This window comes from Mesorhizobium sp. CNPSo 4670, assembly GCF_057784235.1.
On sequence record NZ_JBWJFQ010000005.1, the window covers coordinates 295,919 to 320,520 of the forward strand.

Annotated in this window: 27 protein-coding genes and 1 tRNA gene; 7 read left to right on the forward strand and 21 right to left on the reverse strand. The window is 62.8% G+C overall.

Annotated elements, in window-relative coordinates:
• Positions 1–4 precede the first annotated feature (4 nt).
• The 10 genes from AC0ZT5_RS12315 to rsfS form a co-directional block, all read right to left on the reverse strand.
• The gene (locus AC0ZT5_RS12315; RefSeq protein WP_488496645.1) at positions 5–1,261 is read right to left on the reverse strand and encodes a D-amino acid dehydrogenase; all 1,257 of its coding nucleotides are present in this window, start codon (positions 1,259–1,261) and stop codon (positions 5–7) included.
• Positions 1,262–1,382: 121 nt separating this feature from the next.
• Positions 1,383–1,925 (reverse strand): GreA/GreB family elongation factor, encoded by a 543-nt coding sequence (locus AC0ZT5_RS12320; RefSeq protein ID WP_488496646.1) that lies wholly within the window; start codon positions 1,923–1,925, stop codon positions 1,383–1,385.
• Positions 1,926–1,939: 14 nt separating this feature from the next.
• Positions 1,940–2,362: a nucleoside diphosphate kinase regulator gene (gene rnk, locus AC0ZT5_RS12325; RefSeq protein WP_488496647.1), complete on the reverse strand. Its 423-nt coding sequence runs from the start codon at positions 2,360–2,362 to the stop codon at positions 1,940–1,942.
• A gap of 275 nt (positions 2,363–2,637) precedes the next feature.
• Positions 2,638–3,777 carry an alanine racemase gene (alr, locus tag AC0ZT5_RS12330; protein WP_488496648.1) on the reverse strand — a complete coding sequence of 380 codons (1,140 nt, stop codon included), beginning with the start codon at positions 3,775–3,777 and terminating at the stop codon, positions 2,638–2,640.
• Positions 3,778–3,956: 179 nt separating this feature from the next.
• Positions 3,957–4,475 carry an RNA pyrophosphohydrolase gene (locus AC0ZT5_RS12335; protein ID WP_488496649.1) on the reverse strand — a complete coding sequence of 173 codons (519 nt, stop codon included), beginning with the start codon at positions 4,473–4,475 and terminating at the stop codon, positions 3,957–3,959.
• Positions 4,476–4,524: 49 nt separating this feature from the next.
• On the reverse strand, positions 4,525–5,706 hold the full coding sequence (locus AC0ZT5_RS12340) for a divergent polysaccharide deacetylase family protein (RefSeq protein WP_488496650.1): 1,182 nt from the start codon (positions 5,704–5,706) through the stop codon (positions 4,525–4,527).
• Positions 5,707–5,986: 280 nt separating this feature from the next.
• On the reverse strand, positions 5,987–7,318 hold the full coding sequence (locus AC0ZT5_RS12345) for a S41 family peptidase (RefSeq protein ID WP_167365099.1): 1,332 nt from the start codon (positions 7,316–7,318) through the stop codon (positions 5,987–5,989).
• Between the two features lies 1 nt (position 7,319).
• Positions 7,320–8,663: a murein hydrolase activator EnvC family protein gene (locus AC0ZT5_RS12350; RefSeq protein WP_488496651.1), complete on the reverse strand. Its 1,344-nt coding sequence runs from the start codon at positions 8,661–8,663 to the stop codon at positions 7,320–7,322.
• Between the two features lie 145 nt (positions 8,664–8,808).
• Positions 8,809–9,291 carry a 23S rRNA (pseudouridine(1915)-N(3))-methyltransferase RlmH gene (rlmH, locus tag AC0ZT5_RS12355; protein ID WP_488496652.1) on the reverse strand — a complete coding sequence of 161 codons (483 nt, stop codon included), beginning with the start codon at positions 9,289–9,291 and terminating at the stop codon, positions 8,809–8,811.
• A 79-nt stretch (positions 9,292–9,370) separates the two neighbouring features.
• Positions 9,371–9,748, reverse strand: a complete 378-nt coding sequence (rsfS, locus tag AC0ZT5_RS12360) for a ribosome silencing factor (RefSeq protein WP_091578959.1) — start codon at positions 9,746–9,748, stop codon at positions 9,371–9,373.
• A gap of 242 nt (positions 9,749–9,990) precedes the next feature.
• Here rsfS and AC0ZT5_RS12365 point away from each other — a divergent pair, with 242 nt between their 5' ends.
• The gene (locus AC0ZT5_RS12365; RefSeq protein WP_488496653.1) at positions 9,991–10,842 is read left to right on the forward strand and encodes a mechanosensitive ion channel family protein; all 852 of its coding nucleotides are present in this window, start codon (positions 9,991–9,993) and stop codon (positions 10,840–10,842) included.
• 54 nt (positions 10,843–10,896) lie between these two features.
• Here AC0ZT5_RS12365 and AC0ZT5_RS12370 read toward each other — a convergent pair whose 3' ends face one another.
• The 5 genes from AC0ZT5_RS12370 to obgE form a co-directional block, all read right to left on the reverse strand.
• Positions 10,897–12,189, reverse strand: coding sequence for an MFS transporter (locus AC0ZT5_RS12370; protein WP_488496654.1), 1,293 nt, complete (start codon positions 12,187–12,189; stop codon positions 10,897–10,899).
• A gap of 67 nt (positions 12,190–12,256) precedes the next feature.
• Positions 12,257–12,844: a nicotinate-nucleotide adenylyltransferase gene (locus AC0ZT5_RS12375; RefSeq protein WP_488496691.1), complete on the reverse strand. Its 588-nt coding sequence runs from the start codon at positions 12,842–12,844 to the stop codon at positions 12,257–12,259.
• Between the two features lie 249 nt (positions 12,845–13,093).
• Positions 13,094–14,380 carry a glutamate-5-semialdehyde dehydrogenase gene (locus AC0ZT5_RS12380; protein ID WP_488496655.1) on the reverse strand — a complete coding sequence of 429 codons (1,287 nt, stop codon included), beginning with the start codon at positions 14,378–14,380 and terminating at the stop codon, positions 13,094–13,096.
• 3 nt (positions 14,381–14,383) lie between these two features.
• Entirely contained in the window at positions 14,384–15,595 is a 1,212-nt protein-coding gene (gene proB / locus AC0ZT5_RS12385; RefSeq protein WP_488496656.1) for a glutamate 5-kinase, read from the reverse strand.
• 4 nt (positions 15,596–15,599) lie between these two features.
• On the reverse strand, positions 15,600–16,631 hold the full coding sequence (gene obgE, locus AC0ZT5_RS12390; protein ID WP_488496657.1) for a GTPase ObgE: 1,032 nt from the start codon (positions 16,629–16,631) through the stop codon (positions 15,600–15,602).
• A gap of 133 nt (positions 16,632–16,764) precedes the next feature.
• On the opposite strand from obgE, the gene AC0ZT5_RS12395 reads away from it, so the two are divergent.
• Positions 16,765–17,634, forward strand: coding sequence for an endonuclease/exonuclease/phosphatase family protein (locus tag AC0ZT5_RS12395; RefSeq protein ID WP_488496658.1), 870 nt, complete (start codon positions 16,765–16,767; stop codon positions 17,632–17,634).
• A 173-nt stretch (positions 17,635–17,807) separates the two neighbouring features.
• Here AC0ZT5_RS12395 and AC0ZT5_RS12400 read toward each other — a convergent pair whose 3' ends face one another.
• The 3 genes from AC0ZT5_RS12400 to AC0ZT5_RS12410 all read right to left on the reverse strand — a co-directional run bounded on the left by AC0ZT5_RS12400 (position 17,808) and on the right by AC0ZT5_RS12410 (position 19,551).
• On the reverse strand, positions 17,808–18,395 hold the full coding sequence (locus tag AC0ZT5_RS12400; RefSeq protein ID WP_477284755.1) for a GNAT family N-acetyltransferase: 588 nt from the start codon (positions 18,393–18,395) through the stop codon (positions 17,808–17,810).
• 119 nt (positions 18,396–18,514) lie between these two features.
• Complete coding sequence (rpmA, locus tag AC0ZT5_RS12405) at positions 18,515–18,784, reverse strand: 50S ribosomal protein L27 (protein WP_013529063.1); 270 nt, start codon at positions 18,782–18,784, stop codon at positions 18,515–18,517.
• Positions 18,785–18,882: 98 nt separating this feature from the next.
• Positions 18,883–19,551: a 50S ribosomal protein L21 gene (locus tag AC0ZT5_RS12410; protein WP_481828107.1), complete on the reverse strand. Its 669-nt coding sequence runs from the start codon at positions 19,549–19,551 to the stop codon at positions 18,883–18,885.
• A 403-nt stretch (positions 19,552–19,954) separates the two neighbouring features.
• On the opposite strand from AC0ZT5_RS12410, the gene AC0ZT5_RS12415 reads away from it, so the two are divergent.
• The 5 genes from AC0ZT5_RS12415 to AC0ZT5_RS12435 all read left to right on the forward strand — a co-directional run bounded on the left by AC0ZT5_RS12415 (position 19,955) and on the right by AC0ZT5_RS12435 (position 22,029).
• Positions 19,955–20,044, forward strand: a tRNA-Ser gene (locus AC0ZT5_RS12415).
• Positions 20,045–20,633: 589 nt separating this feature from the next.
• Positions 20,634–20,801 carry a hypothetical protein gene (locus tag AC0ZT5_RS12420; protein ID WP_488496659.1) on the forward strand — a complete coding sequence of 56 codons (168 nt, stop codon included), beginning with the start codon at positions 20,634–20,636 and terminating at the stop codon, positions 20,799–20,801.
• A gap of 310 nt (positions 20,802–21,111) precedes the next feature.
• Entirely contained in the window at positions 21,112–21,237 is a 126-nt protein-coding gene (locus AC0ZT5_RS12425; RefSeq protein WP_488496660.1) for a hypothetical protein, read from the forward strand.
• 105 nt (positions 21,238–21,342) lie between these two features.
• Positions 21,343–21,516 carry a hypothetical protein gene (locus AC0ZT5_RS12430; RefSeq protein WP_488496661.1) on the forward strand — a complete coding sequence of 58 codons (174 nt, stop codon included), beginning with the start codon at positions 21,343–21,345 and terminating at the stop codon, positions 21,514–21,516.
• Between the two features lie 42 nt (positions 21,517–21,558).
• The gene (locus AC0ZT5_RS12435; protein WP_488496662.1) at positions 21,559–22,029 is read left to right on the forward strand and encodes a hypothetical protein; all 471 of its coding nucleotides are present in this window, start codon (positions 21,559–21,561) and stop codon (positions 22,027–22,029) included.
• Positions 22,030–22,855: 826 nt separating this feature from the next.
• Here the strand turns inward: AC0ZT5_RS12435 and AC0ZT5_RS12440 are convergent.
• The 3 genes from AC0ZT5_RS12440 to AC0ZT5_RS12450 form a co-directional block, all read right to left on the reverse strand.
• Positions 22,856–23,020, reverse strand: a complete 165-nt coding sequence (locus AC0ZT5_RS12440) for a hypothetical protein (RefSeq protein ID WP_488496663.1) — start codon at positions 23,018–23,020, stop codon at positions 22,856–22,858.
• Between the two features lie 155 nt (positions 23,021–23,175).
• A complete protein-coding gene (locus AC0ZT5_RS12445; RefSeq protein ID WP_488496664.1) occupies positions 23,176–23,388 on the reverse strand; it encodes a hypothetical protein in 213 nt (70 codons plus the stop codon).
• Positions 23,389–23,484: 96 nt separating this feature from the next.
• Positions 23,485–24,441 carry an SMP-30/gluconolactonase/LRE family protein gene (locus AC0ZT5_RS12450; RefSeq protein ID WP_488496665.1) on the reverse strand — a complete coding sequence of 319 codons (957 nt, stop codon included), beginning with the start codon at positions 24,439–24,441 and terminating at the stop codon, positions 23,485–23,487.
• Positions 24,442–24,602: the final 161 nt, after the last annotated feature.

A 24,602-nucleotide genomic window follows, 5' to 3' on the forward strand; every position in this document is an offset into this window, starting at 1 on the left:
CCCCCTATCGCAGATAGCGCTCCTGCGCGAGGTCGCGGACATCGATGTCCGGCACCCGACTCGAGATGATGTCGGACAGCACCTTGGCCGAGCCGCACGCCATGGTCCAGCCGAGCGTGCCGTGGCCGGTGTTGAGATAGAGATTGGAAAGCTCGGTGCGGCCGATCAGCGGCGGACCGTCCGGCGTCATCGGCCGCAGACCGCACCAGAACGTCGCGTCCCGCATGGCGCCGGCGCCCGGAAAGAGATCGCCGACCGAGTGTTCCAGCGTGCGCCGCCGTGATTCGTGCAGCCTCAGGTCGAAGCCGGAAATCTCGGCCGTACCGCCGACCCGGATGCGGTTCCCCAGCCGGGTGATCGCCACCTTGTAGGTCTCGTCCATCACCGTCGACACCGGCGCCACGGCGGCATCCTGGATCGGCACGGTGATCGAATAGCCCTTGACCGGATAGACCGGGATCGGCCGCTTCACCCGACGCATGAAATCCGCCGAATAGCTGCCCATGGCCATGACATAGGCGTCGGCGGTCATCCAGCCCTTGCTGGTGCTGAGATTGGCGATGCGGTTGCGGCTGCGGATGACGCGCCAAACCGTGAAGTCATATTCGAATTTGACGCCGCGGGCCACGCACAGCTCGGCCAGCCGGTCGGTGAACATCTTGCAGTCGCCGGTCTCGTCGCGCGGCAGCCTGAGGCCGCCGACGAACTTTTCGCGCACTCCGGCCAGGCCTGGCTCCGCCGCGATGCAGCCGTCCTGGTCGAGGATCTCATAGGGTACGCCATATTTCTTCAGCACCTCGACATCGCCACCGGTGCCGTCGAGCTGCTTCTGCGTGCGAAATAGCTGCAGCGTGCCCTGGGCACGCTCGTCATAAGCGATGCCGGTCGCCTCGCGCAGCGCCTTCAGCGTGTCGCGGCTGTATTCAGCCAGCGGCACCATGCGCGCCTTGTTGATCGCATAGCGCTCGGCCGTGCAATTGCGCAGCATCTTGACCAGCCATGTCCACATATGCGGGTCGAAGGCCGGCCGCACGACCAGCGGGCCATGCTTCATCAGCAGCCACTTGATCGCCTTCAACGGAATGCCGGGCCCGGCCCAGGGCGAGGCATAGCCGGGCGAAATCTCGCCGGCATTGGCGAAGCTGGTTTCCAGCGCCGGGCCTTTCTGGCGATCGACCACCGTCACCTCGTGGCCGGCCTCGGCGAGATAGTACGCCGTGGTCACCCCGATGACGCCACCGCCCAGCACCATGATTTTCATCGTTCACTCCTTGCCGTGCCGCGTCCTTCCGGACGCCCATAGACGCGGCCGCATTTTCGATTTGCGCATGATCCTTTCCGAAAATCGATTCCGATTTTCGTGACCATGCACTGTTGCCCGTTCACGCCGCCGAGGGACCGGGGTCGTCGTCTTCTGTCTGCCGCATTCCAGCCGTCTCGCCAAGAGGCCGCCTGTCGGCCGCGGCGCTATAGACCAGGGTGAGCCCATGTGGTCGCCTCACCTCGGCTAGGGATTTCTCCTTGACTGCGCGCCGCGCAGCCTCTGGCTGGTAAAGCACGGCCTTGATCAGGATCGACTCGTGCCTGCCGTCGGCCTGTTCGATGATGGCCGACTGGCCTTGCGCCATGCCAAGTATGCAAAGCCCGCGCCTCGTTGCGATCGTCAGGCTGGAGCCGACCGGTCCGCGCACCTCGTTTTGCACCAGGGTTCGTGTCTCGGCAGGGCCGGCATCGATGCAAAACATCACTCTGCTGTTCAGCGTCACGATATCGGGTTCGACCACATCGATCGAGACGAGATCGGCGTTTGCAAGCTTGTGTTCAAGCATATCCACCATCGGGTCTGCGAATGCCCGCCGACGCTCCAGCATGACTTCGAGGACGGCAAAGTCCTTGGTCGTCAAGCAACAGTTCGTGCCTGTCATCATCATCTCCACGATCAGGGCCGCTGCGGGCCGGAGGCGGGCGTGTCGACGGCTTCGACGGTCACCGACAGTTCCCTGCCCCCACGGCTGCTCCAGCACACCGGCTGCCCGACGGTTGCGCCGATGAGCGCCGTCCCCATCGGTGTCAGCACCGAGATTCTGTTTTCAGTGATATCGGCATCGCCCGGGTAGACGAGCGTGATGCGCTGGGTGTCCCCGCTTTCGCCACGGATTGTCACTGTCGAGCCCATTTGCACCACGCCGGCCGGCATCGCCGCCGCTTCCGTGACGACGGCCCGGTCCATTTCCGAAAGCAGCTCTTCGGCCGTCTCAGGCGTGCGGTCGAGCGACGCTCTTGCCAGGCCTATCAGTCTGTCATGGTCGGCATCGCTGACCGTGAGTTGGTTCTGTGGGCGCAGTCCTGCTGCATGTTGCATGGCAAACCTCTTGGATTGGCGCATCGAATAGATGCGCGCTTGCCGCCGTACTGACGGCAGCTTGATGAAAAGCCGGCAGCCGCGAGGGCTGTCAGGCTTGATGGCGGTGTTGGATGTATGGATGCCCCGGTTAGGACGGACGCCAAGAAGGCGGCCGCGCCGGGGCTACGATCCCGCGATCGGGCAGACCCTGAACAAGGTTCTGATATGGGCGAGGTTGCTCATGCACCGACCCTTGCCGACAGGCGCATGCTTGTCAAGCGTGGCCAAACCGCTCAACCGTCGACGTAACGCCGATGAAAGCGGTGGCCGAGGCTGGTCAGGATTTCGTAGCCGATGGTGCCGGCATGGCCGGCCGCGTCGTCGACGCTTTGCGAGGGGCCGAGCAGTTCGACGAGATCGCCCTCGCCCAGCCTGCCGGGTGGCAAAGCGGAAATGTCGAGAATGATCGAATCCATCGACACCCGCCCAAGGAAGGGCAGCCGCACGCCCTCGAACCAGGCCGCGGACGCCGCGCGGCGATGCCAGCCATCGGCATAGCCAAGCGAAATCGTCGCGGCCGTGAGCGGAGCCGTGGTGCGGAAGGTGTGGCCATAGCCGACACCGACGCCGGCCTCCAGCATGCGTGTCTGCACCACTTTGGCCTGCAGCCGCACCACTGGCAGCATCGGGTTTGGTCGGGCCGGTGTCGGATTGATGCCGTAGAGCGCGGCACCAGGCCGGGCGAGATCATAGTGAAAGCGCTGCCCAAGAAAGATGCCGGATGAATTGGTGAACGAGGCCGGCGCCTTCGGCAAGAGTGCGCGCAGCCGCTCGAACGCCAGTCGTTGCCGCTCGTTGGCCGGATGCTCCGGCTCGTCGGCGCAGGCCAGATGGCTCATGACAAAACGGACATCGATGCCATCGAAGGCACGTGGATCGGCGGCAACGCGCTCGACATCCCTGGGCGCCATGCCGAGCCGCGACATGCCGCTGTCGACCTGGATCGCCGCCGGCAGCTTTCGGCCGGCGCGGCCGGCCGCCGCACGGCAGGCCGCCAGTTGTCCGGGGCTGTTGACGACGGCGGAAAGGTTTGTCGCCACGGCGTCGGCCTCGGCACCGGGCGGAATGCCGTTCAGCACGAAAATGGCGGAAGCCGGCCCGAGCGAGCGGCGCAAGGCGATGCCTTCGCCCAGAAGCGCGACGAAGAAGATATCGCAACCTTCGCCGGCGAGTGCCGCCGCCACCTGGCTGGCGCCGAGGCCGTAGCCGTCGGCCTTGACCACGCCTGCGCAACGCACGCTGCCCAGGTGCGCTTTCAGCCGCCGGTAGTTTTCACGGATCGCCCCAAGGTCGATGGTCAGGATGGCGCCAGCGACCGCTTCGGTTGTGGCAGCGATGTCCTCGGGCAGTGACCTCTTGGGGGCGTCGTTCATGGAGACCCTTCTCGTGGCGGATAGTGCATGTCGCCCAAAAGTGGTCCCGGTTTCGGGAGAACGACATGCATAAAACAAAGGCCTAAAGCGCGTCGCTTGAATCCGTTCAAACGCGACGCGCCTTAGACATCAATAGGACCACCGGGCCGGCGCGGCAACTGCGGTCGTTTCGGTCGAGGCTATTGGGCCAGATGCCGGAACGCCGCCACTACTTCCTCGTAGACATGGCGCTTGAACGGCACGATCAGGTCGGGCAGGTCCTGCATCGGCCGCCATGCCCATTTGTCGAATTCGGCGGTGTGTCCGCCCGGCGGCGGATTGATCTGGATCTCGCCGACGTCGCCGTGAAAGCGGAAGGCGAACCATTTCTGCGTCTGACCGCGATATCGCCCCTTGAAGGCGATCCCGACGAGGTGGTCCGGCAAATCGTAATTGATCCAATCCGGCGCCTCGGCGAGTAGCGAGACGCCGCGCATGCCGGTCTCTTCGTAGAGCTCGCGCTCGGCCGCCTGCAACGGCTCCTCGCCCTTGTCGATGCCGCCCTGTGGCATCTGCCAGAGCTGTGTCGTGCCGGCGAATTCGCTGTCCGGTTCGGCAATGCGATGCCCGACCCAGACCAGACCCTCGGCGTTGAGGATCATCAGCCCGACACAGGGACGATACGGCAACGTTTCGCGATCAACAGTCTTCTTAGCCATCTTGCCCTCGTTCCGGCCGTTGCTGGAAATTCGATACTGGGGAGGATCGCTAGCCTTTTTGCGGATCGATGGCCACCGCCGAAATCGGCACGATCTCGATGCCGCGCTTCTTGGCCTCGGTCACCCAGGTCGACACGGTGTCGACCGTCAGGTCGAAGGCCGAGCCGATGCCGACTGCAAAGCCTTTGGCGCGCGCGGTGGCTTCCAGCCCGTCGAGTTTCTTCAGGATGGCGCCGCGATCCTGCACGGCATCGATCGCCGTATCGCCGGAGACGAAGGGCACGCCGTCCTTCAACGCCAGGTCCGGCGCCAGGCTGCGTGCCGACGAGCCATCGTCGATATAGGCTAGGCCCCGCTTGCCGAGTTCGGCCATGAACGGCTCCATCGCCGTAGCGTCGGCGGAAAAGCGCGCGCCCATGTAGTTCATGACGCCGGTGTAGTTTGTCGTCCGCGACAGCGCCCAATGCAGGTTCTTCAAATTCTCATCCGCACTCGCCGCCACCGTCAGCGTGTTGCGGCCGGGGTTGATGTTCGGATAGTCGAACGGTTCGAGCGGCACCTGCATGACGATCTCGTGGCCGCCCTGCCGAGCCGCCTGCATCCAGCGGCCGATGCTGTTGCCTTGCGGCGCGAAGGCCAGCGTCACCTCCGCCGGCAGCTTGGCGATGGCCGCCTGGGTGCCTGTCTGCGAAACCGCAAGCCCGCCGATGACGATCGCCACGCGTGCACCACGCGCACCGGACCACGGCCGCGCATAGACGTCGAACGGCCGCCGGCCATCAGCGGCGCGGACGGGTAAAGGTCCGGTCTCACTGGCTTCGATCAGCGCCTTGTCGGGAATATGGGCGATCTTCAGGTTCTGGCCCATGGTTGACGGGTCGCGAATGACGATCCCCGCCTTGGGCGGGCCGTCGCCCTCCTCCGTCTGCACATGGATGATCTGCGGCCCACCGGTTTTGGCGGGCGCCTCCGGCTTGGCTGCGGCCACCGGAGCCAATGCGGCCGGCGCGGCAGCAGGCTCGGCCGCCGCCGTCACTTTCGGCGTCGAAACGGCGACCTCTTGCGGCTTGCGGAACGGCTTTTCCCTGAGCGCGATCGCACCGGAGACGCCGACCACCGCCAGAACGACCACGGTTGCCGCGATCGCGCCGGCGCTGACCTTGCCGGTCGCGCGCGGCGATCGGACGGTCTGTCCAAGGGGGCGTTCGATGTCCTTGCCTATGTCAGCCAAGCTGCATCCCCGGGCGCATGCTCCGAAGACGAAACCGCTTCGAAAAGACGTGCGCGAATTCATCAATCCTGGCGCACCCCTGGCGCCCGCAACCCAGGGCTTCGCCTTGCCCCGAATCAAACTGCCGGAACCTTTCGGTCCCGGCAGCATCGCATTGCTTCCATCAGGCGGCCAGACCTGTTGTCGGCCCCTGGCATCGGACCCAAAAGTGGAATCCGGTTTTGGGAAAATCCGATGCCAAAACATAAAACTGGAGCGGCGCTTGCGCCGCTCCAGAGCTTTACTGGTTGAGAACGGCCTTTTCCGGATTGGGCGGGAAAGCCGGATCGGTCTTCTGGCCGCGCAGCAGCTGCTCGGCATAGATGAGCTGCAGGTCGTCCTTCGGATCCGGCGGCACATAGGCTGCCGAGCCTGAACCGGTCGAGCTCTCGTCGGCGCCCTTGATATGGCCCTTGAGGTCGGATTCGCCGCGCGTCAGGTCCCTGCCCTGCAGTTCTGGCGGCAGCGGCTGGTCGACCTTGATGTCGGGCGTGATGCCCTTGCCCTGGATCGACTTGCCGGACGGCGTGTAATAGAGCGCCGTCGTCAGCCGCAGCGCACCATTTTCGCCGAGCGGAATGATGGTCTGCACCGAGCCCTTGCCGAAGGACTGCGTACCGACCACTGTGACGCGGCGCAGATCCTGCAACGCGCCGGCGACGATTTCCGACGCACTGGCCGAGCCACCATTGACCAGCACGATCATCGGCTTGCCGTTGATGTCGTCGACCTGCTTGGGCTTGGCGTCGAAACGGGTGACGTCCTTCGGATCGCGACCGCGCGTCGAGACGATCTCGCCGCGGTTGAGGAAGGCATCGGAGACGCTCACCGCCTGGTCGAGCAGACCGCCCGGATTGAGGCGCAGGTCGAGCACATAACCCTTGAGCTTGTCGTTCGGCACCTGCTTCTTGATGGTGTCGATGGCGTTCTCGAGGTCGTCATAGGTCTTTTCGGTGAACGAGGTGATCTTCATGTAGCCGATGTCGTTTTCGACCCGGAACTTGACCGCCTTGACCTTGATGATGTCGCGCACGACCGTCAGTTCGATCGGCTTGTCGGCGCCCTGGCGCAGGATGGTGAGCTTGATCGGCGTGTTGACCAGGCCGCGCATCTTCTCGACTGCGTCGTTGAGGGTCAGGCCGCGAACCTCCTCGCCGTCGATCTTGGCGATATAGTCGCCGGCCAGCACGCCTGCCTTGGCGGCCGGGGTGTCGTCGATCGGCGTGATCACCTTGACCAGGTCGTTTTCCATGGTGACCTCGATGCCGAGGCCACCGAACTCACCCTTGGTCTGCACGCGCATGTCCTGCGCCTGCTCGGCGTTCATGTACGAGGAGTGTGGGTCAAGCGAGGCAAGCATGCCGTTGATGGCGTTCTCGACCAGCGACTTGTCGTCGGGCGGCGTCACATATTGCGCCCGCACCCGCTCGAAGATATCGCCGAAGATAGCCAGTTGCTTGTAGGTCTCCGACCCTGCAGCGTTCGCCGCCGAGCCGGGTGTGCCATAAACAAGGCTCATGGCGGACGCGCCCATCAGCGCACCGGCAAACAGAAGCGACAGTTTCCGCATCATTTCACGTCCTTCCAGAAAAACGGTCCGCCCACCATGGGGCCGGATCGACGGGTTTTCCATCCTTGCGGAACTCGACATAGAGTTCCGGTGTGGCATTTCCATTCTTCGAAACCGAGGTGCTCGCCACCCGGGCCTCTCCCATCGCGCCGACCGGCTCTCCTGCGAGCACTGATTGGCCAGTCGCGACGCTGATTCTGCTCATCCCCGCCAAAACGACATGATAACCGTCGCCTGCGTTCAGGATCAAGAGTTGACCATACGAGCGAAACGGCCCCGCATAAAGCACATTCCCATCCGCCGGCGCGGTCACGATGGCTCCCGATTGTGTCGCAACCATGTCGCCAAGCATCACCGCCCCGTTACCGTCCTCGGCGCCGAATCGCCGTTTGATGCGGCCGGTCACCGGCAATGCGATCTGCCCCTGCAGCGCCGAAAAGGGTGCCGCTGCGGCAAGCCGATTGCCTTCCGGCACCGGCAGGGACGCCAATTCCGCCGGGGTCTCCGCCGGCGCTGATGTCTTGTCGCCGTCCGCCGTCTTCTGCTCGGCGGCCTTGGCCACGTCGGCCGCCTTGCGGCTCTTGTCGGCTTCGAGCGAGGCGATCAAGTCCTTCAGGCTGCCGGCCTTGGCGGCCAGCGCCTCGGACCGCTGCTTTTCAGCGCCCATTTGCGTTTGCGTGTCGGCTTCGAGCTTCTGCTTGGCCTCCAGCAGCATGCCGAGCCGCTTCTTTTCCGCTGTCTGGTCGCCAACCGCCGCCGTCAACCGCGCCCGTTCGGCCTCGATCGAGGCCGTCACCCGCGACTGCTCCTTGAGATCGGCCAGCAGGCTATCGGTCTGCTGGCGCAGTTCCGGCACCACGGCGCCGAGCAGGATGGCACTGCGCACCGACGACAGCGCGTCCTCGGGCTTGACCAGGATCGCCGGCGGCGGGTTGAGCCCCATGCGCTGCAGCGCGCCCAGCACTTCGGCCAGCACGTCGCGACGTGCCGCAAGCGATGTGCGGATCTTCTGTTCCTGGCCCTTCAGTCCTTCCAGCTTGGCGCCGATATCCTCGATGTCCTGGCCGAGTTTCTGCTCGGTCATCGCCGACTGGATCAAGGCGGCGGTGATCGAGGCATGGTCCTTCCTGATCGTCGCGATGTCGGCGGCGAGCTTGGCCAGGCGCTCGGACGACAGCGTGATCTCCTTCGAGACCTGTTCGTATTCGGCGCGGCTCTGGTCCGGATCGGGGGCAAGGTCGAGCGTGTTCTCGGCCCACACCGCATGCAACGACAGCACGAGCACCGCCGCCGCGATGCCGCAGCGCGCGCGCCATGAGGCCGTTCCTGATTTCCAGTCTTCAGACATTGAAGCCCGACTCTATGCGTGGCTTCGTTAACGAACAATCAACCATGTTCGAAAGCCCCCCTAAACGATGTTCGAGAGCCCCAATTGGCACAGTCTGGCGGCGCATTGGGGCGGAAATCCGTGCGGGTCGCGTCCATCCACCGGTTTACGACCGATGATAGGGATGGCCGGACAGGATGGTCGCGGCCCGGTACAGCTGCTCCCCCAGCATCACGCGCACCAGTTGGTGCGGCCACGTCAGCAATCCGAACGACATCACCAATTCTGCTTGATCGCGCAGCGGCTGATCGTGGCCGTCGGCGCCGCCGATGGCGATGACCAGCGCCTTGCAACCGCCATCGCGCAGCTGACCGATGCGTCCCGCAAAGTCTTCGGAGGAGAAATTCTTGCCGCGTTCGTCGAGCAAGATCAGTGCGGTGCCGGGCTGCAACTGCCCCTGCAGCTTCTGGCCTTCGTCGCGCCGGCGCTCGTTGGCGGTCTGCGCGCGCCCCTCGGCGATTTCAGCCACGCCGGCAAATTCGAGCCCCACCGCCGGGCCGCTTTTTGCAAAGCGCTCGAAATAGCGGTCGGCGAGCTGCTTCTCGGGGCCGGCTTTCATCCGGCCCACGGCATGAACTGATACCTTCATCCTCGCCTCTATAAGCCGCTAATGCATGTCACCCAATGGTGGGAACTGGTTTTGGGACATGCATCAAAACAAAGGCGGCTTAGTGGAGGGTCTCTTCCTCGAGGTCCGGCGCCTGCCACATCTTTTCGAGATTGTAGAATTCGCGGACTTCGGGACGGAAGACATGGACGATGATGTCGCCCGAATCGATCAGGACCCAGTCGGCGCCTGCCAGCCCCTCGACGCGCGCCGTGCCGAGACCGGCATCCTTGAGCGCCTTGAGCAGGTGATCGGCGACAGCCGAGACATGACGGTGCGATCGGCCCGACGCGACGACCATGTAGTCGCCGAGGCTCGATTTCCCCTGAATGTCGATTGAGACGATGTTTTCGGCCTTGGAGTCTTCCAGACTGGCAAGGACTGTCTTGATGGCGCGGGACACGGCGTCGTTTACGCTGATCCCGGCCGGCGAAGGCATGATATCGGCCTTCTTCCGCAGTGCTGTTCTCAGTGTATTTCCTTTCGCAGCAAGAACAACCAAATCACCCCCAAAAGCAGGTGACACCACTTAGATAGGCAGAGTTCCGTTGCAGTTTCAAGACGGCGCCCTGTCGCGCACGAACGTATTGTCGGTCCCGCGGTTCCACAGCATGCCGGAAAAGATCGGAACCCATGGCGCCTGCATGGGTTATCGGATCGCCCACCAACCGGATTTTCCCCATGCCCATCAACCCACAGAACACCCTTCTCACCGTGCAGGCCGCCCTTGCGCAACTCAGCACGCTGATCGTTTCCTACGCCTTCTCGGCCATCGGCGCCGTCATCCTCTTGGTTGTCGGCTATATCGTTGCCGGCCTTGCCGAGCGTTCAATCTCCGCTGGTCTCGGCCACATCCATGGCTTCGACGCGACGTTGCGGCATTTCTTCTCCAAGATCGTCCGCTATGCCATCCTGATCCTCGTCACCATCATGGTGCTCGGCCAGTTCGGTGTGCAGACAGCGTCGATCATTGCCGCCATTGGCGCCATCGGTCTTGCCATCGGCCTGGCGCTGCAAGGCACGCTGCAGAATATCGCGGCCGGCATCATGCTCCTGGCGCTGCGACCGTTCCGTATCGGCGAATCCGTCGAGGTCGGTTCGATTGCCGGCGCGATCGAGGAGATCGGCCTCTTCGCGACGAGGCTCAGGACCGCTGACGGCGTCTACATCCTGGCGCCCAATTCGACGCTATGGAACCAGCCGGTGCGCAACTACACGCGCAACGGCGTCCGCCGCGGCGACATCACGCTCTCGATCGGCTCTTGGAACGACATCGACCGCGCCCAGAAGACGCTGCTTGCCATCGCCACCACCGAGCGCCGGGTCAAGCGCGAGCCGGCGCCGATCGCTTTCGTCGCGACATTGGGTGAAAGCACGGTCTCCATCGCCTTGCGCTACTGGACATCGGCCGCGGATTTCTTTGCCACCCAGGCAGATCTCACCAAGCGCGCCAAACAGGAATTCGACGCGGAAGGCATATCGATCCCGCTTCCGCCACCTGAAGCGCCAGCGCCGGAAGCCCGCCGGCAATAAAGCATGATCCCGAAGGCGGCTTTCGGTTTTCGGAAAAGATCATGCTCTAGCTAATCAGTTGCCCCGGTTCCGGGGCTGCTCGTCCGGTCCGAAGGCGAGTTCGACCGGCAACGGCGCCTGCGCTGTCATCGGCGCGAAACTGCCGGTTTCGGCTGCGGGAACAGCCCGCGTCGTCACAACGCGCAAAAGCACGAACAGGCAGAAGGCGCAGGCGATGACGATCGCAACATAGATGAAGGCCTGCGTCCCGAAGACGGCCGACAGCGCGGTCACGATGCCGGGCACGATGAAGCCCGAAAGCGACCAGGCAAACAACAGCGAGCTGGACAGCGCCACCAAGTCGTCCTTGCCGGCGCGGTCGGCGGCATGCGCACTGGCCAGCGAATAGATCGATTCCGAGGCGCCATCCCAGACGATGTAGATCACCACCAGAACCGCCAGCGCGCCGCCATCGAACCCGAGCGCGAGCAGGCCGGCGACCATGGCGAGCGCCGCAGCGGCGATCAGCACATAGCGGCGGTCGGTTCGGTCGGAAATCCAGCCGAGCGGTATCTGCAGGATCAGCGTGCCGACCGGCATCGCCGAAAGCAGCAGGGCGACGTCGGCCTGGCTGTAGCCCTTGGCGGTGGCATGGATCGGCGCGAAGCCGGCGATCGACATCGACAGGCCGCCGACCGCAAGCATGCCGGCGACGCCGACCGGCGAAATCCGCCAGGCCCGGCCGAGCGCCACCGAGGCCGCTTGTGGTGGCGGCGGCTGGGCAAGCCTGGTCAACCCCACGGGCAGGATCGACAGTGCCGTGAAGACGATGCCGATCAGCGGCGCGTCCGCGGTTCTGATGTCGACAAAAGCCAGCGTCGCATAGCCGACGCCGAGACCGGCGACATAGGCGACGTAGAAGAACGCCATCACCCTGCCGCGGATGGCATTGGCAACTGCATCGTTCAACCAGCTCTGCGCGACGATGAACAGGCCGCATATGGCAAAGCCGTAAAGCGCGCGGGCAGCGATCCAGAGCAACGGATGCGGGCCGGCGCCGACCGCGGCATTGGCCAGTGCGATCAGCGCCGACAGCACCATGAAGGCGCGGGCATGGCCGACCCTTCGCACCAGCGGTCCGGTCAGGATGCAGCCGGCGAGGCCGCCGGCCGAAAGTCCGGTGATGATCAGGCCGGCCCAGGTCGGATCGAAGCCCTCGGCGCCAAGCCGGACCGGGATATAGGCAAACATCAGCCCATTGCCGACGGCGATCAGCGCCATCGATAGGATGACGCTGGCAATCGCGATCAGCGGCGTGGGCTCATCGCCTTGCCCGGCTTCGGTGCGGTGTTTCCTGGGAATAGACATGCCTGCTCAGGATTGCCCATGAAACGGGCAAAGGAAGCGATAAAAGCGACATCGCTGGGTGAGCGCCTCAACCCTTGGCCAGTCTGCGGATTGCGCTCGACGACAGCGACGAGCGCGGGCCGTGGATGAAGGTCCAGGCCGGCGCCTTCATGCGGGCGAGCCTTGGCGCATCCCCTTCGTCGACGCGGGCATAGTCGAAGGTCTTGGCGACGACCGATGAGAGGAACGACAGCGTCGCGCCCGGACGGTCGATGACGGCGATCGGGAAGGTCATGACGATCTCGCGCCAACGCTGCCAGCGATGGAAATCGCGCAAGCTATCGGCGCCCATGATCCAGACGAAGTCGACGCCAGGATTGCGCGCCTTGACCAGCGCCAGCGCGTCGGCGGTGAAGCGAACGTGATGCGCAGCCTCGAAGGCGGTGACCTTGATCTTCGGGTTCTTGGCGATCTGCTCCGAGAGCTCGAGCCGCTCGCCGAGCGGCGCCAGTTCGCGCGTACTCTTCAGCGGATTGCCTGGCGTCACCATCCACCACAACTGGTCGAGCGCCAAGCGTCTGAGCGCAATTTCGGCGACCAGGGCATGGCCGGCATGCGGCGGATTGAACGAGCCGCCGAACAGGCCGACGGCCAGCCCCTTTTGCGCATGCGGCATTTTTAGATAGCGGGAGGGTACGAGGTGCTCGGACTGCGAAGGCATGTGTCAGGCAACCCCCTCTGCCCTGCCGGGCATCTCCCCCGCAAGGGGGGAGATCAGCCGTTCCGGCGGAGGTGGCCATTTACACACGCTGGCGATTAGCGAAGGGAATTGCGACAGCCAATCTCCCCCCTTGCGGGGGAGATGTCCGGCAGGACAGAGGGGGGTGACTTGGCGCAAAGCCTCAGGCTCTAATGACGAAAAGCTTCAAGGCCTCACCTGTCCCGACCCGCGCACGCGGTATTTGAAGGAGGTCAGCTGCTCGACGCCGACCGGCCCGCGTGCATGCATCTTGCCGGTGGCGATGCCGATCTCGGCGCCCATGCCGAATTCGCCACCATCGGCGAACTGCGTCGAGGCGTTGTGCAGCAGGATCGCCGAATCGATCTCGTTGAAGAACTTTTCCACCGCCTGCGCGTCCTCGGCGACGATCGCCTCGGTGTGGTGCGAGGAGAACGTCTCAATGTGTTCGATCGCAGCCGCGACGCCATCGACCAGCTTCACCGCGATGATGGCGTCGAGGTACTCGGTCACCCAGTCGAGATCAGTGGCAGGCTTCGCGTCGGAGAATGCCTTCAGCACCTCGGCGTCGGCATGGATCTCGCATCCGGCCGCGCGCAAGGCGTCGAGGATCGGCACCAGATGCGTGGAGGCAACAGCCCGATCGACCAGCAGCGTTTCGGCGGCACCGCAGACGCCGGTGCGCCGCATCTTGGCATTGACGGCGATCTCCACCGCCATGTCGAGCTTGGCCGAACGGTCGATGTAGAGATGGCAGATGCCTTCGAGATGGGCGAAGACCGGCACCCGTGCCTCGGTCTGCACCCGCCCGACGAGGCTTTTTCCGCCGCGCGGGATGATGACGTCGAGCGTGCCGGCAAGCCCCTTCAACATCTCGCCGACGGCGGCGCGATCAGTGGTCGGCACCAGTTGGATGGCGTCTTCCGGCAGGCCGGCGGACTTAAGGCCCTCGACCAGGCAGGCATGGATGGCGGCCGACGAATTGAGCGAATCCGAGCCGCCGCGCAGGATCACCGGATTGCCGGCCTTGAGGCAGAGCGCGCCGGCATCCGCCGTCACGTTCGGCCGGCTCTCATAGATGACGCCGATGACGCCGAGCGGCGTCCGAACGCGCTCGATATGCAGGCCATTCGGCCGGTCCCATGCGGCGATGACGTCGCCGACCGGATCGCTGAGTTCGGCGATTTCCCGGATGCCGTCGGCCATGGCGCGGACGCGCGCCGGATTGAGCTTCAGCCGGTCCATGAAGGAAGCCGAAAGCCTGGATTGCTCGCCGTTCAAGACATCGATGGCGTTGGCGTCGAGAATATCCTGTTCCCGGGCGACGATGGCCTCGGCCATGGCAATAAGGGCGGCGTTCTTGGCGGCGGTCGCGGCGATGGCCAGCGGGCGGGCGGCAGCGTGGGCGCGGCGGCCGATATCGGCCATCAGCGCAACGGTGTCGTCCCCGGATTTTTCATGCAGCTTCAGCATGGCTCACCCTCCGCTCGATACTTCGTCACCAGCCCGTACCTGGTCACCAGCCACTACCTGGTCACCAGCCACTACCTGGTCACCGGCCCGTATTTGGTCACCGGAATGACTCACCACAAGGTCGTCGCGGTGGATCATCGCCGAACGCGCCTCATAACCGAGCACCGTTTCGATCTCGGCCGTCTTCAGGCCAGCGATCCTTACGGCATCGGCGGCATCGTAGGCAACCAGCCCGCGCGCGATCTCGCGGCCCTCGGGCGACAGGATCGCCACGGTGTCGCCGCGCGAGAAATTGCCGCTGACCAGCTTGACGCCGGCCGGCAGCAGCGACTTGCCCGACAGCAGCGCGCCGATGGCGCCGGCATCGACCGTCAGCCGACCGGCCGGTTCGAGCTGGCCGGCGATCCAGGTCTTGTAGCCCTTGACCGGATTGCTGCTCGGCCGAAAGAAGGTGGCGCGCTCGCCGCGTTCGATCGCCATCAATGGCGACAGCCGCGTGCCCGACGTGATGATCATCGCGGTGCCGGCGGCTGTGGCGATCTTGCCGGCATCGAGTTTTGTCCGCATACCGCCGCGCGACAGTTCGGACGCGGCGGCGCCCGCCATCGCCTCGATGTCGGGCGTGATGCGGTCGACCACCGGAATGAACTTTGCGCCGGGCTCCCGCGCCGGCGGCGCCGTGTAGAGCCCGTCGATATCGGAAAGCAGCACCAAAAGGTCAGCGCCCATCATGGTGGCGACGCGCGCGGCCAGCCGGTCATTGTCACCATAGCGGATTTCGGAGGTCGCCACGGTGTCGTTCTCGTTGATGACCGGCACCGCTTTCATCTTGAGCAGCGTCGAGATCGTCGCCCGTGCGTTGAGGTAACGGCGGCGCTCCTCGGTGTCGCCGAGCGTCAGCAGGATCTGCCCAGATTTCAGGCTCCCTCTGCCGAGCGCTTCCGACCAGGCGCCGGCGAGCGCGATCTGCCCGACGGCGGCTGCCGCCTGGCTTTCCTCGAGCTTCAGGGCCCGCTTGCCCAGTCCAAGGATGGTGCGGCCAAGCGCGATGGCGCCGGACGACACGACCAGGATTTCAGCCCCGCCCTGGGCCAGCACGGCAATGTCGTCGGCGAGCGAGGCCAGCCAGTCGCGCTTCAGGCCCGTCGCGCGGTCGACCAGCAGCGCCGAGCCGATCTTCACGGTGATGCGCCGGTATGTCTTCAGCGACTGCATGGCCTTATTTGTCCCAGCGCGTCTCGACCGGGGCCGAGATTTGCGCCCGCGCCTCGCCCACCACCGCCATCAGCGCCCGCAGCACCGCCTCGACGCCTTCACCGGTGACCGCAGACAACAGCATCGGCGCCCGGCCAGCGGCACGCTTCAGCGAGGCGACCTTCTTCTTGCGCGCATCGGCGTCGAGCGTGTCGACCTGGGAAAGCGCGACGATCTCGACCTTGTCGGTCAGGCCGTTGCCATAAGCATCGAGTTCGGCGCGCACGGTCTTGTAGGCCTTGCCCGGGTTTTCCTCTTGCGCCGAGACCAGATGCAGCAACACGCGTGTGCGTTCGACATGGCCGAGGAAGCGGTCGCCGATGCCGACGCCCTCATGCGCGCCTTCGATCAAGCCCGGAATGTCGGCGATGACGAATTCGCGCGCGTCGATGCGGGCAACGCCAAGACCGGGATGCAGCGTCGTGAACGGATAGTCGGCGATCTTGGGCTTGGCCGCGGTCACTGCAGCGAGGAAAGTCGACTTGCCGGCATTGGGCAGCCCGACCAGCCCGGCATCGGCGATCAGCTTCAGCCGCAACCAGATGTTGAGCTCTTCGCCCGGCAGGCCGGGATTGGCACGGCGCGGCGCCTGGTTGGTCGAGGTCTTGAAATGCTGGTTGCCGAAGCCGCCATTACCGCCCTTGGCCAGCAGAAAGCGCTGGCCGACCACGGTCAGATCACAGATCAGGGTCTCGTTGTCTTCCTCGAACACCTGCGTTCCCGCCGGCACTTTCAGCGTGACATCGGCGCCCTTGGCGCCGGTCATGTTGCGACCCATGCCATGGACGCCGGTCTTGGCCTTGAAGTGCTGCTGATAGCGATAATCGATTAGCGTGTTCAGCCCGTTGACCGCCTCCAGCCAGACATCGCCGCCACGGCCGCCATCGCCGCCGTCCGGTCCGCCGAACTCGATGAATTTTTCGCGCCGGAACGACACCGAACCGGCGCCGCCGTCACCGGAGCGTATGTAGACTTTGGCTTGATCGAGAAATTTCATGGGCTGTGCAGTTTCTGCTAGTGGCTTTGCGGCATTGCTCTAAATCTAGCGCCTTGCTCTAAACCAAGGCGCGGCGAAGGGCGAGGCCGTTTTATGACAATGGCCGCTTGGGACCGGCTGGAGAGATGTCGGAATGAAGCTTGTAACCTACAACGTCCAGTACGGCATCGGCCTCGATGGGCAGTACGATGTCGGTCGCATCACTGACGCCGTGCGCGGCGCCGACGTGATCGCGCTGCAGGAGGTCACCCGCAACAATCCCCGGAATGGCGGCCGCGACATGGTCGCCGAGATCGGCGAGGCACTGCCCGACTATTTCGCCGTCTATGGCAGCAATTTCGAGGCCAATATCGGCTCGCGCATCGACAACGGCCGCGCCATCACCACGACCTTCCAGCTCGGCAATATGGTGCTGTCGAAGACGCCCATTCATCTGTCGCGCAACCTGCTTTTGCCGCGCAGCCGCAGCTTCGAGATGATGAATTTCCAGCGCGGCGCGCTGGAAGCGCTGATCGAGACGCCGTTGGGTTTCATCCGCTTCTATTCCATCCATCTCGATCACCGCAGCCCGGTCGAACGCGCCAGCCAGATTCAATTCCTGCGCCGACGCCTGCTGAACTATGCGCTCGAAGGCGGCGCCTTGTCCGGCGTCGCCGAGATCGGCCTGCCGGAATTGCCGCACCCCGAAGCCTTCGTCGGCATGGGCGATTTCAACATGCTGGCCGGCTCACCCGAATATGTCGAACTCGCCGGCCGGCCCGACCACGAATTCGGCATGCCGTTGACCGCCGACTTTGCCGTCGATGCCGCCTTGCGCCTCAACGTCAACGGCGACGATCTGGTCAGCTGGGTCGACCCCAAACAGCCCGCCAACGCCAGCCGCCACAAGCGCATCGACTATGTCTTCACCAGCGCTTCGCTGGCCAAATCGCTGAAGCGTCTGTGGGTCGACCGGCAAGCCGTCGGTTCGGACCACCTTCCGGTGTGGGTCGAACTAGGCTGACTTTTTCAAACCTGTGATTTCGATGTGACGCGAGGTGCGTCGAGATTCAGGTCAGGCCGACCCGAGAATGGTGGCTTCCGAGAACCGGAGCGGAGCGTACTTAAAGTACGTGAGCACCGGAAGCGCAGGAAACCGCCATTCGCAGGCCGGCCTCACCTGAATATCGATACACCTCAAAAATGCACCCAGTTCCTGAGGCTGGTCCAGGTCTTCCGGTCGAGGCGGTAGCGCTCGACCGGCACCTGGCCGGCGACGATCGAGTTCAACATGCCCTGGCCGGCATACTGGAAGCCGCACTTGTGGATCACCCGGCGCGAGGCCGGATTGATGACTCGCGTCGAGGCATGCAGCACCTGGATCGACGTCTTCTGGAAGGCGAGGTCGACCAGCGCATGGGCAGCTTCGGTCGCATAGCCCTTCTTCCAGTGCGGCTCGCCGATCCAGTAGCCGAGTTCCAGCCCGCGATCGGTGGTGTTGAGACCGGCGCAGCCGACAAAGGTGTCGGTGCCGGCCAGCGTCAAGGCATAGGCGATGCCGGCACGGCGCGACTTGGTCATGGCAAGGAAGGCGCGTCCCTCGGCTTCGCCATAGGGATGCGGCATGCGGGCCAGCATTTCGGCGACATGACGGTTGTCGGCAAGTTCGACCAGTTGCGGGATGTCGTCTTCGCGGGGCGCCCGCATCACCAGCCGCTCGGTGACCAGGACCGGGCAGTCTATCGCGTAACTTTCGTCTTCGGTGTCTTCCGCTTCGGCAACCATGTGAAAGTCCTCCAGGCCAAGAAAAAGGGGAGATGGAAACCCATCTCCCCTGATCCTTTTCCTGGCTTTGCCAGACACCGGTTCCCGAGATGGGCGCCGGTGTTCTAGTGCGGAACCGGCTACTCCGCGGCTTTGGCAATCGGGTTGACCGATACGTAGGTTCGGCCGTTGGCTTTTTTGTTGAACGTCACGGCGCCGGTCTCGAGCGCGAAAAGGGTATGGTCCGTGCCCATGCCGACATTGACGCCGGGATGCCAGGTCGTGCCGCGTTGACGAATGATGATGTTGCCCGGGATGACGGCTTCGCCGCCGAACTTCTTCACGCCCAGACGCTTGGAATGCGAGTCGCGACCGTTGCGCGACGAGCCGCCAGCTTTCTTGTGTGCCATCTAACTAACTCCGTTGCGCCGCAAGGCGCCTAAAAGGCCTTATGAACGCGTTCGCGTTCCGTTTCAAGTCCGATTCCGGCGACCTTATCGCCAGAAGATTATTTCGCCGCCAATTCCTTGGCCTGCTCGCGCCAGTCCTTGATCTGGTCGGCGCTGAAGGGCATGTGCTCGTCGATCTTGGCGACATCCTTGTCGGTCAGCTTGGCGAGCTGGGCGAAGGTGATGATGCCCTGCTCGGCGAGGTCCTTGGCAGCGACCGGGCCGATGCCCTTGATCACGGTCAGGTCGTCCGGCTCGCCCTTCGGCGCCTTGAACAGCGGCGCTGCCGCGGTCTCGGCGGCCTTGGCCTTGGGTTCCTTCTTCGGCGCGGCTTCCGCCTTCGCTTCGGTGACGGCCTCTGCCTTGGCTTCCTTCTTCGGCGCCTTGACGGCTGCCGTCTTCGTCGGCTTGGCGCCACCCAGCAGGATCTCGGAGATCCGCACGGTGGTCAAAAGCTGGCGATGGCCGATCTTGCGGCGCGAATTCTGCCGGCGGCGCTTCTTGAAAGCGATGACGGTGCGGTTCTTGCCCTGCTCGACGACCTCGGCGGTGACCACCGCGCCATCGACGAACGGCGCGCCGAACGTGACATTCTCGCCCTCGCCATGCGCGAGAACGTGCCCGATCTCGACCATATCGCCGACGTTGGCTTCGACTTTTTCGATCTTCAGGAGATCGTTGGCGGCAACGCGATACTGCTTGCCACCCGTTTTAATGACTGCGAACATTTTTTGCCTTTCGCTGTTCGGTCGGCCTTGATGAACCGCCTCTGGCGGTTCGGCCGTCTTTTTGTCAGTCTGCGGGTTCAAAAAACAAGCGGCGCGGAAGAAACCTCCACGCCGATTGCGCGCTGTCCCTAACCGAAGGTTGGGTGCAAGTCAAGGCGAAGCCGTTGCCGAGGCGGTTATTAGCTCGGCAAGCATCTCGCCATGTCGACATGATCGCACGGCGTTGCCGTCGTCGGGAGGCAAGCTGCGTCGGGTGCACGGACATCCGTTCGGGCTCGACCGCAGACACCAGTGCAAATCCACCGCTTGTCCAGGAAGCCAAATAACTCGCGGATTGGCCTTGTAACCTGCCCATTCAGCCGTTATCTAGTGCGCCGCGCCGGCAACGGCCGACCATGACCGCGGAGAGGTGGCAGAGTGGTCGAATGCACCGCACTCGAAATGCGGCATGGGTGCAAGCCCATCGGGGGTTCGAATCCCTCCCTCTCCGCCAGATTTCTCGCCTAACGGATTGATTTTATAGAATAGTTGTCGGCGCCGTTTGCCTCCTTCCCAATGCGTTTCCCAAGGAAACCGCAACCGAAGGAGACTGGATAATGCACCGATTTTCTGACCAGACTGAAGGCCCGATCGTTGGGAGGTTCTCTCGTCGCGGCCTATTTGTTAGCGCGATCGCGTCTGTTCCCGGCATAGTCGCTACTACCGCTTTGGGAGCGGCTTCGACGCTTCCCGCTACCCAACCGCAGGAACACATAGCGGAGCGCGTGAGGCGCCTCGCCAGAGAACTGGCAGACGCGATGAACGAATGGAATGCTGACATCGGCGGCGCATGGAAAGCGCACGTCACGCCGCCGGCTCCAGAGCGCACCCGATCGAATTCGAGAATTTGGACGAGCGGCCTACTCCTGCAGAGGCGGTGCAAAAGCAGGCCAATGTGCTGGCGCATTCAATGACGAAAATCCACGGCAGTTGGCGGGTTACCGTCGACCATGAGCACGGGTTTGCCCTGATCGTTCAGGATAGGAGTCGGGCATCATGAACGCCCATACGTCCATTCTGAAGCCCCTTGGCATGCCAAGGGCATGGACCCGCGCGAATGGCGCCAGTCGGTCGAGAAGCGCCTGAACGACCTCCTGGACCGTGCCATGTCGCTGATCACAGCCCTTGACCTGATGGAAGTCGATTGCGACCTTGAAGATACGGCCGACGACGAGCCGTCGCTTGGCTGGGGACATCGCGGCGGGCAGTAATTCCTGTCTGGCACCGCGCCAAACCTCTCGCACGGCAACACGACCGACCTGGAGCTCGACAACTGCGACGACGAGTGCGGTGGTCACTTGGAGGGGTACTGTCCAGGAGACCATGGCGAAACAATTATGTGGCCCGATGATCTGGAATCTCAGGAAGTTCTCGTGAGGTCGGGGCTATGATCGCGCTCAACCCGAAATATCCCGGTTCCGAAGCGGTCGACGAACTCGACCATGCTCTAGACCTTATGCGGGTGGCCCGGCTGGCTATCTGCGCCATGAAGCGGACCCGTCCAACGTCGACGAGAAAGATATGGCCTCGATCGGCTACGTCCTGATCTACGCCATGGATATCCTAAAGCCGGTGCGGGAGTTGTTGGACCGCGGCGTGGCGGATGAGACCAAAGCCGCCGTCAACCACGCGCCCGGCCGAGCCTGATCCATTTCGCACGCGAAACGATGGCCCGCTGCCTCACGGATAGCGCAGAGCTTGGAATTGGGAGTCGCATCAACAACTTAGGGGGTCGGAAGCCGGGAGCCAGCCATGGAAATGAAGAAAATAGATGATTCGGCGCAGCGTGCGCAGGAGAAGCCGGGGTTGCGCCCGATCCCGCCTCTGAACACGAAGATTTCTCCGGAAACGCGAGAAGTTCTCAAAAAAATCGATGCGAATATGCGAACGGCCGAGCAGAAGAGCGGGCACCTTTTGGTTGGGTGAATAGCATATGGTCGGTGCGGCTAGGGGAGGGCCAACCCGCGAATGGCGATATCAGCAATTTTGCTGGACGCAACCGGCTGGACGCAGATAACGGAAATTCTCCAGGCTGGACAGGCAAACCCGAACATCACGGGCAACATCGTGCGCCATCTTCGCGCTCTCGGTGCGGAGAGTGTCTTGGTCGAGGACGAATACCTCGACCGCGATTTCACCGAGGCGTTCGCTGCCTATTATGCGCGCCTTTTCAAACGACACACAAAGCTGTGTAAGAGAGCCCATTTCTTTCGTGGAGATCTGTCCCCGGTCATAAGCCTGGCTTCGGCTACGCAATTGGCGATCCAACTGCACGAACGCCAACCTGACTACCTCGGATACGTTGTGCTTCGACCATCCATGAGGCACCTCTGGCGCAAGCAGTGTTGCAAACGCCAGATCCGCCAGCAGGCTACGAACATCACACGTTGGTACGAGCAACGTACGAAGCTCACATTCTCGGTGCAGAGTTTTCAGTAAATGCTCTTCCGATGACGCAGCAAGATCAACGGATAGGTGCCTGCGCCCAAGCGGCGATTTGGACGGCAAGCCGTCATTTTCACGCCCGGCATAAGGGCCCATGGATTTCCACTGTAGGGATCACTGAAGCGGCTACCTGATATCAAAAAGCAATACTCAAAGAACCTCGGCCAATCTGAAGCGCTTGGCGACCAATTCACTGGCGGAATTGCGGCAAATACGGTTATCGCTAGGACATACCTCACGTACGGGTGGAAGTACAAACACCGCATCCTGAGAAATAACCTTACGGAATCTACGAAGCTAATCGCTCGCTCAACCGAGTTGCCGAAATATGTATGGGTCACTGAATTTGGAACGCTCGCTTCATTCTCTCCAGTAGATAAGTACCACAGACGAATTTTTGCGCATTGCGTCGTGGACGCAACGGCTAAGAATATGGGCGATGACAGCCGCCTGTTTTTCCACGCGCCGGGGATGGGCAATCAGCCGTTCGCATGATCCCGCCGATCCCAATGGGACATACAAGCAGGATACTGCAGTTATCCAGGACGATAGAGCGTACTATCCAAAGCTCCGCGGAAATCTCGACTTCCAAGGATACTAGGAGCGCGCCCTTACGGGGGCGAAGCTCGCGCGATGCTGGTCGTGAGAGTGGGGGCAATTGTAGTCGGGCACGCGCCTCAGATGTTCCTCTCGATATGAGCCTCGATCGGATTTGGGCGCCGTAGCTCAAATCTTTTAGCTGCCATAAAGGTCAGCACGATAGCTGCCGCTATCGATGCAATGACGGTGGTAGTAAGGGCTAGACTTCTCACAATCTTCACTACCGCCGTTTCACCTTCGGCGTGATCTCTTCGACCCTCACCTTGTCGCCAATCTCCTTTGCTAGGGCGAACGCCTTTTCCTTGTCTTTCGTCGTCGGCACTGTCCGCCAATGCGGCTTCTCGAACACGCTGACGATGTAGGTTGTGGCTGGCTTGTCGTTCATCTCGTCCCCCAAGCCGTAGAGTAATGGCCGGTGCAGCTGGGGCTCTTTGGGGCTCTACGGACACACCGGCCACTGCGGGTTTGGATCGGACGTCCCCTCCCGCTCTGCCTAAACTATAGGCACATTAGCGGTAGCTCAACTAAACTAAAGTCCCCCTAACCGTCCCTCTCGAACGTCGGCTTCCAGTCGCGGTTGCGTCTCGCGTTGATGCCTTCGTAATCAGGAATGACTGTGAAAAACACCGGGCGCCGATCGCGGCCAGCGGCCCTGCACGACGAGCAGCCAAACAGCGCGACCAGGTCCCAATGCATGGACCCGTGATCGGGGCCGAGCTTGTCTATCAGCGCCTGGATGTCGAGCTTTGTCATTTTGCAGCACGCCGGATGCTCGCAATTGACGTACATCGTTTCGCGGGCGGCCAGGGTGTCGGCAATGGTCTTGCAGTACGATTTCTGGACGGGCTTCTAGCGCGCCCCCTTCACCCTCATCCTGAGACCGTAAACACTGCCGGTGGCGGTGATAAAGAGCAGATCGTTATCTTTGCCACCAAAGGTCACGTTTGTCGTCGTCTCGGGTACGTCGATTTGTTCGATCCTCTTTCCCGTTTGATCGAATACAGCCACACCAATCTGGGTGAGATAGACGTTGCCCTTAGAATCGATGGTCATGCCGTCAGAACCGAGTTTGCAGAAGACGCGTTTGTTCGTGAGCTCGCCATCTGGCTGGATATCGTAGGCATAGGTCCTACTCGCGCCGTAGTCCCCCACGTAAAGCAACTTGCCGTCGGGCGTGCCAATGATGCCGTTGGGTTTCATCAGGTCGGTCGTGACACGCGTGACGGTCTTGTGGTCGGGCGTGACGAAGTAGACGTTTTGGCCCTCCACCCGCGTGCTGCGGTCGTGATATGAATCGAAATCAGGGTCGGTAAAATAGATGCCGCCGTCCGGACGAATCCACAAGTCATTCGGGCCGTTGAACACCTTGCCGTCGAAGTTCGTCACCAGCACCGTAACCTTCTTGTCGGGCGCAATGGACCATAGTTCGCCCTTATCGGGGGCGACGGCGATGAGATTGCCGACCTTGTCGAAGTAAGTTCCATTCGCGCGTCCCGCTGGCTTGAGCCAGTCGGAGAATTTCCCGTCTACCGCGCTCCACTTAACGATACGATCGTTCGGGTCGTCGGTGAAGAATACGTTGCCATCAACATCCGCTGCCGGACCTTCGGTGTATCCATAACCTTCGCCCAATTTTTCCAACTTTGCACCAGGCGCGACGACGGAGGAATCGGCCGCGAAGGTGGAACCCGTTGTGAGCAACAGAACGCCGAGAAGTGCGCAGACGCAACCGAATGCTCTCATGAGCGGAAGGTTCGGCCAAAATTGGAAATTTTCTGCGGCGTCAGCAACCAGAAATCTTGTCATGTGACGATTTCCTCTCAGCATTCGCAAGTCTGGCGGCGCCAGCGACAATTCAATGACATACACGAGTTAACTGGTCTTCTGAATAGGGCGAATCGGAGTCGCGGAATTTTCAAAACGTCCGTTGTCGGCTTGAACTTCCGCACGATGAATTTGACCAGGAT

Bases quoted from the DNA above. Each gene is read 5' to 3' on its own strand.
- AC0ZT5_RS12315 (WP_488496645.1), bottom strand. From the start codon at position 1,261: ATGAAAATCATGGTGCTGGGCGGTGGCGTCATCGGGGTGACCACGGCG.
- AC0ZT5_RS12320 (WP_488496646.1), bottom strand. From the start codon at position 1,925: ATGACAGGCACGAACTGTTGCTTGACGACCAAGGACTTTGCCGTCCTC.
- rnk (WP_488496647.1), bottom strand. From the start codon at position 2,362: ATGCAACATGCAGCAGGACTGCGCCCACAGAACCAACTCACGGTCAGC.
- alr (WP_488496648.1), bottom strand. From the start codon at position 3,777: ATGAACGACGCCCCCAAGAGGTCACTGCCCGAGGACATCGCTGCCACA.
- AC0ZT5_RS12335 (WP_488496649.1), bottom strand. From the start codon at position 4,475: ATGGCTAAGAAGACTGTTGATCGCGAAACGTTGCCGTATCGTCCCTGT.
- AC0ZT5_RS12345 (WP_167365099.1), bottom strand. From the start codon at position 7,318: ATGATGCGGAAACTGTCGCTTCTGTTTGCCGGTGCGCTGATGGGCGCG.
- AC0ZT5_RS12350 (WP_488496651.1), bottom strand. From the start codon at position 8,663: ATGTCTGAAGACTGGAAATCAGGAACGGCCTCATGGCGCGCGCGCTGC.
- rlmH (WP_488496652.1), bottom strand. From the start codon at position 9,291: ATGAAGGTATCAGTTCATGCCGTGGGCCGGATGAAAGCCGGCCCCGAG.
- rsfS (WP_091578959.1), bottom strand. From the start codon at position 9,748: ATGCCTTCGCCGGCCGGGATCAGCGTAAACGACGCCGTGTCCCGCGCC.
- AC0ZT5_RS12365 (WP_488496653.1), top strand. From the start codon at position 9,991: ATGCCCATCAACCCACAGAACACCCTTCTCACCGTGCAGGCCGCCCTT.
- AC0ZT5_RS12370 (WP_488496654.1), bottom strand. From the start codon at position 12,189: ATGTCTATTCCCAGGAAACACCGCACCGAAGCCGGGCAAGGCGATGAG.
- AC0ZT5_RS12375 (WP_488496691.1), bottom strand. From the start codon at position 12,844: ATGCCGCATGCGCAAAAGGGGCTGGCCGTCGGCCTGTTCGGCGGCTCG.
- AC0ZT5_RS12380 (WP_488496655.1), bottom strand. From the start codon at position 14,380: ATGCTGAAGCTGCATGAAAAATCCGGGGACGACACCGTTGCGCTGATG.
- proB (WP_488496656.1), bottom strand. From the start codon at position 15,595: ATGCAGTCGCTGAAGACATACCGGCGCATCACCGTGAAGATCGGCTCG.
- obgE (WP_488496657.1), bottom strand. From the start codon at position 16,631: ATGAAATTTCTCGATCAAGCCAAAGTCTACATACGCTCCGGTGACGGC.
- AC0ZT5_RS12395 (WP_488496658.1), top strand. From the start codon at position 16,765: ATGAAGCTTGTAACCTACAACGTCCAGTACGGCATCGGCCTCGATGGG.
- AC0ZT5_RS12400 (WP_477284755.1), bottom strand. From the start codon at position 18,395: ATGGTTGCCGAAGCGGAAGACACCGAAGACGAAAGTTACGCGATAGAC.
- rpmA (WP_013529063.1), bottom strand. From the start codon at position 18,784: ATGGCACACAAGAAAGCTGGCGGCTCGTCGCGCAACGGTCGCGACTCG.
- AC0ZT5_RS12410 (WP_481828107.1), bottom strand. From the start codon at position 19,551: ATGTTCGCAGTCATTAAAACGGGTGGCAAGCAGTATCGCGTTGCCGCC.
- AC0ZT5_RS12420 (WP_488496659.1), top strand. From the start codon at position 20,634: ATGGACCCGCGCGAATGGCGCCAGTCGGTCGAGAAGCGCCTGAACGAC.
- AC0ZT5_RS12425 (WP_488496660.1), top strand. From the start codon at position 21,112: ATGGCCTCGATCGGCTACGTCCTGATCTACGCCATGGATATCCTAAAG.
- AC0ZT5_RS12430 (WP_488496661.1), top strand. From the start codon at position 21,343: ATGGAAATGAAGAAAATAGATGATTCGGCGCAGCGTGCGCAGGAGAAG.
- AC0ZT5_RS12435 (WP_488496662.1), top strand. From the start codon at position 21,559: ATGGCGATATCAGCAATTTTGCTGGACGCAACCGGCTGGACGCAGATA.
- AC0ZT5_RS12440 (WP_488496663.1), bottom strand. From the start codon at position 23,020: ATGAACGACAAGCCAGCCACAACCTACATCGTCAGCGTGTTCGAGAAG.
- AC0ZT5_RS12445 (WP_488496664.1), bottom strand. From the start codon at position 23,388: ATGACAAAGCTCGACATCCAGGCGCTGATAGACAAGCTCGGCCCCGAT.
- AC0ZT5_RS12450 (WP_488496665.1), bottom strand. From the start codon at position 24,441: ATGACAAGATTTCTGGTTGCTGACGCCGCAGAAAATTTCCAATTTTGG.